General features: G+C 67.5%; 9 protein-coding genes. 1 reads left to right on the top strand and 8 read right to left on the bottom strand.

The window, feature by feature from the left end; all coding sequences use genetic code 11:
- From D472_RS26155 to D472_RS28005, 5 genes are all read right to left on the bottom strand, one after another.
- Positions 1 to 531: serine hydrolase domain-containing protein (locus tag D472_RS26155; RefSeq protein WP_033304381.1), on the bottom strand; the 531-nt coding region annotated here is incomplete at its 3' end.
- 169 nt (positions 532 to 700) lie between these two features.
- Positions 701 to 1,633 (bottom strand): AEC family transporter, encoded by a 933-nt coding sequence (locus D472_RS0121180; RefSeq protein WP_017606455.1) that lies wholly within the window; start codon positions 1,631 to 1,633, stop codon positions 701 to 703.
- A gap of 91 nt (positions 1,634 to 1,724) precedes the next feature.
- On the bottom strand, positions 1,725 to 2,156 hold the full coding sequence (locus D472_RS0121175) for a GerW family sporulation protein (protein WP_017606454.1): 432 nt from the start codon (positions 2,154 to 2,156) through the stop codon (positions 1,725 to 1,727).
- A 152-nt stretch (positions 2,157 to 2,308) separates the two neighbouring features.
- Positions 2,309 to 2,869: an IS630 family transposase gene (locus D472_RS26920; RefSeq protein ID WP_239643021.1), complete on the bottom strand. Its 561-nt coding sequence runs from the start codon at positions 2,867 to 2,869 to the stop codon at positions 2,309 to 2,311.
- Complete coding sequence (locus tag D472_RS28005; RefSeq protein WP_086003804.1) at positions 2,833 to 3,363, bottom strand: helix-turn-helix domain-containing protein; 531 nt, start codon at positions 3,361 to 3,363, stop codon at positions 2,833 to 2,835. The genes D472_RS26920 and D472_RS28005 overlap by 37 nt, the downstream gene beginning before the upstream one ends.
- Before the next feature lie 233 nt (positions 3,364 to 3,596).
- On the opposite strand from D472_RS28005, the gene D472_RS0121165 reads away from it, so the two are divergent.
- Positions 3,597 to 4,940, top strand: a complete 1,344-nt coding sequence (locus D472_RS0121165; protein ID WP_239643020.1) for an outer membrane protein assembly factor BamB family protein — start codon at positions 3,597 to 3,599, stop codon at positions 4,938 to 4,940.
- Between the two features lie 490 nt (positions 4,941 to 5,430).
- On the opposite strand, the gene D472_RS27215 is transcribed toward D472_RS0121165, so the two are convergent.
- From D472_RS27215 to D472_RS0121150, 3 genes are all read right to left on the bottom strand, one after another.
- Positions 5,431 to 5,736, bottom strand: a complete 306-nt coding sequence (locus tag D472_RS27215) for a hypothetical protein (protein ID WP_017606452.1) — start codon at positions 5,734 to 5,736, stop codon at positions 5,431 to 5,433.
- 137 nt (positions 5,737 to 5,873) lie between these two features.
- Positions 5,874 to 7,007 (bottom strand): hypothetical protein, encoded by a 1,134-nt coding sequence (locus tag D472_RS0121155; RefSeq protein WP_017606451.1) that lies wholly within the window; start codon positions 7,005 to 7,007, stop codon positions 5,874 to 5,876.
- 122 nt (positions 7,008 to 7,129) lie between these two features.
- Positions 7,130 to 9,181, bottom strand: a complete 2,052-nt coding sequence (locus D472_RS0121150) for a serine/threonine protein kinase (protein ID WP_017606450.1) — start codon at positions 9,179 to 9,181, stop codon at positions 7,130 to 7,132.
- Positions 9,182 to 9,390 lie beyond the last annotated feature (209 nt).

Here is a 9,390-nt window from a genome sequence, read left to right as displayed (position 1 = left end):
GGGGGCGCGGGGGAGCCGGTCCTCGAAACCCGAGGTGTGGGTGAGCAGGTGGTGGAGGGTGATCGGTTCGGCGAAGGTATCCGGGACCCGGGCGGCCGCCGGGAGGTAGGTGTTGACGTTCTCGTGCAGGTCCAGGACGCCCTCGTCGACGAGCTGAAGTACGGCCGCGGCGGTGAAGGACTTGGCGACCGAGCCGATGGGGAGCAAGTGGTCTTCGGCGAAAGGGGTCTGGTCGGCCGGATCGGCTCGACCGTAGGCGCCCGAGGCCACCTGGGCGCCATCGGCCACCACGGACACCGCGGCGCCGGGGACGTCGTGTTCCGCCAGGAGTTCGGGGACGCGGGTGTCCAGGAACTCCTGGACCGATTCGGGGGTGGGCTCCAGGTGGGGAACGGGGGCCGTCAGGGGTGGGGAGGCCAGGGGCGCCGCGCTGCCGGGGGCGGCGAGCAGCACCATCGCCGCCAGGATGGACAGTCCGGTGACCAAGCCGGCGGTGGGGGACGTGTGTCTTGGGAGAGGACCGGACGACAACTGCGCTCCTTGGGGAAAGGCCGTGTGGGGGCACGGAGGGCGTCGGTGAGCGGGGCCGACACCACGGTTCTGACCAGTTAACACCGCCACCGGCGGATCGTGATGGGAGAGTGCGTTTCGTCAGGCAATCGCGACATGGCTGGAATCGGACCGATGTCGTCAGCCGTGGTCAGCCCAGCAGGAAGGTGATGGTGAACAGGGCCGGAATGGTCAAGAAGGTGCTCAGCAACACCACTTCGCGGGTGAGCACCTCACCGGTTCGATAGTGGGTGGCGTAGTTGAACACGTTCTGCGCGGTGGGCAGCGCGGCCAGTACCACCACCGAGAACAGCGCGGCGCCCTCCAGGCCGAACGCCAGGGCGGCCAGTGCCCAGGCGGCCAACGGCTGCCCCACCGACTTCAACGTGACCGCCAACAACACGGGCCCCTGCTCTGGACCGCCTCGGCCGGGCATGGGGCTACCGGGCAGGGAGATCCCGAACGCCAACAACATCGCCGGCACCGCCATCCCACCGACCAGATCGAAGGGTTCCATCAGTGGCCCGGGGATGGTCAGACCGGAGGCGGAGACCGCGACCCCGGCCAAGGACGCGATCACCACCGGGTTGCGCACCGGGGTGCCCAAGGAGCGACGCAGCACCGGCCAGAACCCTCGCACCCGCCCGTTGTTCAGGTCCAACACGGTCAGGGAGACCGGGGCCAACACCAGCAGCTGGAACAGCAGGATCGGGGCGACCAACGAGGCGTCGCCCAGGACGTAGGCGGAGATGGGGATACCGAGGTTGCCGGCGTTGACGTAGGAGGACCCGAGCACACCCACCGTCGTGCGGCCGACGCCCCAACGTCGGATGAGGCCGACCACGAGGAAGCACAGGGCCGCGACCACCACGCTCAAGACGCTGACCAGGACACGAGCCGAGAACAGGATGGACAAGTCCGTCCGGGCCAGGATGGTGAACAACAGAGCCGGACTGGCCACGTAGAACGCCAGACGGTTGAGGACCTCCCTGGCACCCGGGCCCAGGAGCGGAAGTCGGCCGAGCATGTAGCCGATGGCGACGACACTGGCGATGACGCCGAATCCGACGATGACCCCGGACAAGGGGCGCCCTCCGAACGACCGTGCGGCTACAGCTCGGCAAACGCTACCCGAGGGCGCCGCCGACGACCACGGCCCAGGTCACAGAGGCGCCCTACTCGTGGTGGCACTCCTTCTCGCCGTGAGCGGCCTGGATGCGCTTCCTCCGTCGAGCCTCACGCATCGAAACCGAGACGATGCGGGTGGCGGCCACCGCGGTGATCATCGCGAGCGGCAGGACCAGCCTGGCGACGGGCTGACGGATGGCCTTGAAGTCGGCGCCCTCGGGGGAGAGCACCAGGAACCCGGACGGTCGGGCGCGGACCAGACCGATCCCTCCGGCGCCGTCCCCGCCCCACAGGGGCAACTTTCCGGTGCCGGCGCCCGTGGTGCTCAGCGCGCTGATCCGGGCCACCGGCACCACGGTGGTCGAACCGGAGGTGACCGGGTCACCGAAGACCGTGGTCGCCCTGGCCATGGAACGAGTGCTCTCGATCAACGAGTTCAGGGTGGTCATGGTGCCGTGCCGCTTGTCCTGCTTCGACATGCTCGGTGTCCTCTCATCGCGGGTGGTCGCGGGATATCACGCTATAGGGCGTCGCCCGTGGGCTCGGGGAAGGCCGATGCGCCCGGAATGTCCAGCGTTTGAGGAGAATTCCGAGGCCACGCGATGTTTCCTTACCTGGTATTGAGCCGGAACTAGATGGTTCTGATGGTGTAGCTGGTGTGCGGGGCCTGAAAGTAACCCCGGACATGGCCCGCGAGCCGCTGAACGCTACGGAAGAACGAGCGGACCTGGGCCCGCATACGCTGACGGTCGGTGATGACCTCACCGGCCAGGTGCCGCTTCAGGTCGGCGTTGACCAGCTCATCAGGGTTCAGATGGGGCGAGTAGGGCGGTAGGAAGTGCAGCTCGATCTGCTCGGCACGGTCTGCGACCCAGGCACGCACAGCCTTGGACCGGTGAACCGAATGCTGATCCACGACCAAGTGCACCTTGGTCGTGAAGTGCCTGATCAGCCGATCCAGGAAGCCGATGAACACCTGGGCGGTGAAGGACCCCTCGAACACGGTGAAGTACAGCTTGCCTCTGGGGCTGATCGCGCTCATGGCGTTGACCCCGAACCGGTTACCGGTCCTGGTGGTGATCGGCGTCTTACCCCGCAACCCCCATGTACGGCCACTCAGATGATCTGAGCGCGCCCCGACCTGGCCGGCGAACATCACCTGTTCGCCCTGGGCCCGGGCCCGCTCGCGCAGGGCCGGGTAGGTGTGATCGGTCCACTCCTGCTGGGCTCGGGGGCGGCTTCGCTCGCCCGCCGCTCCGGGAGCTGGAAGGTCAACCCCCACCGGCGCAGGATCTTGCGTATGCCCCGATCGGTGAAGGTGGTGCCGAACAAGTCCTGGACCACGGCGGCGACCTTGACGGCGGTCCACAAGGTGCCGCCCACCCCCAACTGTTGGGGCTCGTAGTCCAAGAGCGCCTGGGCCAGGGCCTGTTCCTGGGCGGGGGTGAGCTTGGTGCGCTGCCCCGGTTTCCTGCCCGGCCTGCCCGAGCGCAGGCCTTGAGTGCCGTCTGCTTCTTGGCGGCGGCGCCAGTTGCGGATCGAGTCTGGGCTGACGCCGAAGACGCGCACGGCTTGGGCTGGGCTCATACCGTCGTTGATCGCGCCCATCACCCGCATCCGCAGGGCTTCCTGCTGGGCGGGTGCGAGCTTGCGCATGTCCACACGCAGGTCATCGTCATCGCTCATGTACCTGTAACACCACAGGAAACAACAGATTCCGGCTCAATAGGAGAGCTTCGGGTCGGCTGTGATTGTCTAGGCGCGTAATTCTCCCCCCAGAGAGCCCCAGGAGTGTGAGCTCCCCTGTGAGTAAAGCGCGACGTATCTTCACCACCTCGACGAGACGGTCCATCCCCGCATATGGGCCAGGCCTGGTTCCGGCGGCGTGGCCGGGATCGAGGTCGGCCACGGATTCGAGGGTGAGCGGGTCGAATGCCGTGGGCGCTCTGGTCCTCTCCGTTCTGTTGCCGGTATCCGGTTGCGGATTCTTCGGAGAGGGTGAGGGCGATCCCGGGGTGGACCATCGTGTGTACGAGGGGGAGGCGCCCGCGTATGAGGTGCCGGGTTCGGTGTCGCGGGTCGCGTGGGAGTGGGAGGTGCCTGACCAGGAAAACTCCCTGGTCGATGTGCTGCCTGGTCGGTCCGGGCCGGTGATGGTTCTGGGCGATGGTCTGGTCGGTCTGGACGGTGCCACCGGTGAGGAGCTATGGCACTACCGGTTGGAGGGTGGTGGTGTCCATGGGGCGTGGGTCACGCCTGAGGGGGAGGAGATCCTGCTCTCGCTGCCGGGGGCTGAACCGGACAGCGTGGTCCTGCTGGATGCGGGGACGGGGCGGTTGCTCGCCGAGAACGAGATGATTCTGCGAAGAAAGGGTTCGGCGCCTCATGCCACGGTCACCTCGCAGGTCGTGGTCCCTCCACCTCAGAGAGAGGGGCCGGTGGAGGCGTTCTCTTTTCGGGAGGGTGAGCGAGTGTGGAGTTATGTGCCGGCGGGGCGTGCGGACGGTACCGAGGTCCTGGTCGAGGACGTGGTGAGCGCTGGTGACACGGTCGTGGTCGTCATGGCCCATGGTTTGGCGGGTTTGGAGCACGAGTCCGGCGACCTGATAGAGCAGGGCATGCTCGTGGTCGGTCTGGACGGTGAGACGGGTGAGCCTGTGTGGGAGGTGGAGCAGGAGTTCATGGACGAGTCCTACCGTGTCGCGAAACATGAACTCTCGCCGGGGGCGGAGGTGCTCTTTCTCGAGGTGGGCGTTGGAGATCAGCGGCACGAGTTTCTCATCGACCCGGCTACGGGTGCGGAGATCGAGGGCGCGGCCTACCAGGAGCCCGAGCGTTATCGTGTGGGGTTGCTCGATGACGGATACGTGGAGACCGCTGCGGATTATGACGCGGGCACGGTGGAGTACTGGTACACCTCGTTCGAGGGTGAGGAGGTCTACCGGTCAGAGGTGGGTCTGCGTCCGGCCGAAGGCGACATCGACCGTGGGTTGCTCTTGGAGGAGGGGGTGCTTCGAACGGACTACCTCACCGACCCTGATCTGGATCGTGGTCCGGTGAACGTGGAGTTCGCGCGGTGGGGGGAGGACGGAGATCCTCTGGTGTTGAAAGCGGACATGACCGCCAACGAGGAGTGGTGGCTTGAGTCCAAGGGTTCGGTCATGTACAGCCTGCCCGATGCTCCGGTGTTGGTCCCGGTCCCGGGAGCGGTGGTGGTGACGGAGGAGAATCGGGGCCCGTGGACCGTGACCGGACTCATCTGACCCCCGGTTCGCAAGAAACGGTAGGAGCCGATTCTGGTCAGGGCTCCGGCGAAGTCGGTTCTGTAGGAGTCTGAGCGGGCGAGCCTCGTCGCGGATCATGTGACGGTCGGCCTCGGCGATGTTGTCGGACCCGGCTGCTCTGAGCAGTCCGATCGCGGTGTTGCGCAGGGTCGCCATGACTTGGGGAGTGCTGCCCGTGCGCCCCTGGCAGTGGTCCTCGTCGTAGGTCACCTCCCGCACATGAGGGAGCTTGTTCTCGATCCCCCAGGGCCGGCGCACCCACCTCGACAGCACCAACGCAGGCGCAACGCGGTGATCGGCCAAGGTGTGCAGGTAGATGACCTCCACGCTCTTGCGGTTGGCCGAGCCCGGGGACTTCTTGCGCCAGGTGGCCCGGCGCGGCCCAGCGACCTGAGCGACGCCTTCGAAGGGGATCCACACCGGAACTTGAGAGGTCTTGAGCGTGCGGGTCTCTTTGCGGCCGTGCCCGCTATCGCGTGTGCCGTGTGCGGGCACCTGCTTCCACGCCCAGCTCCTTGAGCTGGGCGTGCAGGTGTTCGTTGTTGGCCTTGACCGTGAAGACATAGTGGGCGCCCTCGGCCCGGATGGTGGTGGCGGTGTGGGTCTGAGTGTGCATCGCGTCGAGGGTGACCACGGCCACGGCGATCAGCGCGGCCCGTGGGTGGCCTCGTCCACGGGGTTTGCGTGGGCCAGGCACACGTTGAAGGACCTGGAGAAGGTGGTCCTGGCGGGAGACGGGTTCGACGAGGAGCTCGCCGGGATGAGACGATGGCATACGCGGGCGTGTTCCTCGGACAGATGGCAGCGTGAAGAACTTCCATCCAACCGGGTCGAACACACCCGTTTCTGCTTGTTCGCCCTACGAGGACGCAGGTCACATTCCTACCACCCGACTTTGCCGGAGCACTGGGATCAAGGGTTGTTCTGTGCGTCGGGACCCTGGGAGGGTTCCTCACTCGGGTCTGCGGGCGGCTCCTGAGCCCAGCGAACGACGAGGGGCCAACCGTCCATGGAGGCGTCGTGGTAGCGAGGGAAGAGTTCCTCGGTCTCCTCCACCTCCCCCTCCTTCAGGTCCACTCGGAACCACGCCTGTTCGGTCTGGAGCAGGACCGCGTCGCGTTCTTGGGAGGGAGCGAACTGCACGACCGGGCTGTCCTCCTCCGCCAGAAGCCGCGTCGTGCTGAAGCCCTGTGCCTGGATGGACAGTAGGAAAGCGCCGTTGGGGGTTTGGCCACCACCGCCGCCGTCAGGGCGTAGAAGGGCGTTGTCGCCGCCCCAGACCGTCGCGTCGTCGAAGGTCTGCCACTGCTCCCCGTTGGTGGTGAGGGTGGCGTTGACGACGGTCCCGTTGGTCGAACGGACCACGAGGTTGCCCTCACCACCGGCCACCTGCTGCGTGGGCACGCTGTTGCGGATGTGCAGGGAACCGTCCGGGGTGAGTGCCCAGTCGCTGGGGCGCTGCCCTTCTCCCAGAGCCAGGCTGCCCTCTTGGTTCGGGGTTCCGTTCGGGGCGTCCAACGGAACCGACAGGACCTGGGGCGGTTGTCCGTTTCCGCTCCCGGAGACGTACCAGAGGCGTTCCCCATGGATCAGCGGCTGCGACAAGGTCTCGTTCTGGGCAGAGGTGATCGTCTCGATGGGCTGATAGGTGAAGCCCTCGACCTCGGCGTCCTCCGCCTCCTCCGGGTCGATGAGTCGTGCCAGGTGCACGGCGCCGGGTTCGTCGGTGACGAAGGCGAAGTACCGCCAGTCGTCGGAGAAGCGCCCATGCACGGGGACGTCCGGGGCCATCGGGTCCACGGCGCCGTCGGGTAGCTCGATCCGCTGGAGCGGGGCACCGGTGTCGGGGTCGTGGAAGACCAGGACCTGGTCGGTCTCCGGGTCGCCGCCCTCGAATCCCCGGTGGATCAACGCCAGTCCGACCAGCCCTTCCTCGGTGAGTTCCTCCACGGTCTCAATAGACCCGGCAGAGGACTCGGAGGAGGAGTCACAGGCCGTCACGGCGAGCAGGCACACGGCCGAGGCCAAGGCGAGGGAACGCCGCATCGAGGTCGCCTTTCGGGAAGAGAGGGAGGAAGAACCTGTTCGGGAGTGTGGGATCCCCCGTGGCAGGAGACGGTTCTCGTTCCTCACGTTATCCGCAGGGGACATCAGACCGGATTCGACGCTCAATCATCGGCGTCGGGTGAGGGCGAGGGGTCGGGTTCGTCTTCGTTCTCCTCCTCTTCCTCTTCTTCCTCTTGGGCGGCCTCCTCTTCGGCCAGGCGTTCGGCCTCGGCCGCCCGTTCCGCGGCCCGCGTCGTACAGACCTCGTCGGAGGTCGCGGATCCGCCCTCGACCGCGACCACGGTGAAGCAGTACTCCGCCTGGGTGTTGTCCGTGGTGATCTGCGCGGTCACCGCGCCCGGTCCGGTGCGGGCCAAGGTCGTGGGGTCGTGGCCCTGAAGCCCGCCGACCACGAAGTAGGAGCCGGTCCCGCCGGTGTTGTCGGTCCAGGACAGGGTGATGGCGCTGAGGGTGTCCTCCAACCTGACCTCGGACGGAGGGTTCACCTCGGGTAGTGGTGAGGGTTCGGCCGCCGGCTCGGCCGGTGCCTCCTCCTCGGCCACTTCCTCTTCGGTCTTTTCCTCGGCGGCGATCACCGGTTCGGGGGTGCTCGTCGCGGCGAACGCGCTCGCCACCACGCTGCCCATGAGAACTCCACAGACCGTCACCGCGATGTGCATCTGCTTGCGCCACCTGGGAGGTTCCTGGATCGCGGACGGGGAATCCCACTCAGGGTCCGAGGATTCTTCCTCGACCTCGTCCACGGGCAGGTAGGCGGACTCGATGTCTCCGCTCCAACCTTCGAGTCGGGACCAGGCGCGCAACGGGGAGATTTCCTCGCCGCGCAGTTTCGCCATCATGAGGTCGGCGGTGCTGTGGGGAGCGGCTTCGGGAACGGCTCCGTGGATCTCCCGTTCCTCGGGGGTAGGGAGCGGGCGCTGGGGCGGGCGCAGCCTCGCGGCGCTCTCCAATCGGCCCCGGTCCTGTTCGGCAGGGGGTGTGGGTTCGCCCGAGAGGGGGTCTTGGCCGGGGCCCTCGGCCGGTATGCGCCCAAGCCGCCGGGGGTCGGTTTCGGGTGACGCGAAAGGAACCTGAGGACCCGAAGGAGCGGGCGAATGCGGAACCTGGGGGCCGGAGGGGTGGCCGCCCGGCCCACTCCAAGGCGGGGCCAGGGACGTTTGAGGGGTGGAAGGGGCCGGAGGAACCTGTGGTCCGGTGGGTGCCGGTGGTGCTTGAGGCCCCGAGAAGGCGGGTGGGGACTGGGGGTCGGCGAAAGCAGGTGGTGCCTGGGGCCCGGAGGGGGCGCTCGCCGGAGTGGTCCCGCTCATCGAGGGCTGGGCACCGCTGGGAGCCGCCGCAGTGCCCGCGGAGCGTGCCTTCTCGAAAGCGGTGGCGAACTCGGAAGGACTCGAGAAACGGTCCGCGGGGTCCTTCGCCAGGCCTCGGATGAGGACCCGGCGCAGGGAGCGGGACACGTCCGGACGCGGTACCGGTATGGGTTCCTCGGAGAGCACGCGACGAGCGTAGGCCTGCGGGTCGAAGGGGGAACCGTCCGTGGCCGAGAACGGTGCCCTGCCCATGAGCAACGTCCAGATCGTCGAGGCGAGCTGGTGGACGTCCGACGCCGGTGTACGCGGTTCTCCGCGTAGGGACTCGGGCGATGAATGGAGGAAGGACTCCAACTGGGGCGATGGCGGCGGGAGCGGCTCACCGGAGGTGGACACCGCGCCGAACCCGGTGAGCACCGGTGTGCGTCCGGCCCGCAGGACGTTCCCAGGGCAGACATCGTTGTGCAGTAGGCCACGGCCGTGCAGGGCCCCCAGGGCGCCGGCGATGCTTCGCGCGATCGCGGCGGCCTCTTGGAGGGGCGCGGGGCCCTTCTTCACCAGCATCTCCCCGAACGAACCGTCCGGGTAGAAGGGCATGGCGATGAAGAAACCCCCGTCCGCGGTGGGACCCGCGTCCAACAGGGGGACCACTCCGGGTACACCGTTGAGCGTGCGCAGGTGGCCGAGTTCGGCCTGGCCGGCTTCGACGGAGAGCACCTTGAGCACGACCTCGGCACCACTGGTCACCCGGGTCGCGCGAACGATCCGGGCGCGTCGCCCCTGGCGAAGTTGTGTCGAGGTGTCGTACCCCGGAGCCCAAGTGGGCCCGGGAGTGGAGCCGGACATGAGAGATCGACCCCCTGTTGATGGTGGTGTACCCGCTCAGGTGAGCGGGCCAGGCGTGCCGGACTACGTCAGGGACGACCCTGGAGCAGTGGGTGATCGAGCGTGGGGCCCTCGATCACCTGGTTGCGAAGGTTGTTGGCTCCCCACCCTCGCTCCTCGTTGATCTCTTGCTGCTTGCCGAAGGCGCCGATGAGGGCGATGACCCCGCA

The sequence above is a fragment of the Nocardiopsis alkaliphila YIM 80379 genome, assembly GCF_000341005.1.
GTDB classification, from domain to species: domain Bacteria; phylum Actinomycetota; class Actinomycetes; order Streptosporangiales; family Streptosporangiaceae; genus Nocardiopsis; species Nocardiopsis alkaliphila.
Note: the sequence above shows the minus strand (reverse complement) of the source record. Positions and strands in the feature narration are given on the sequence as shown.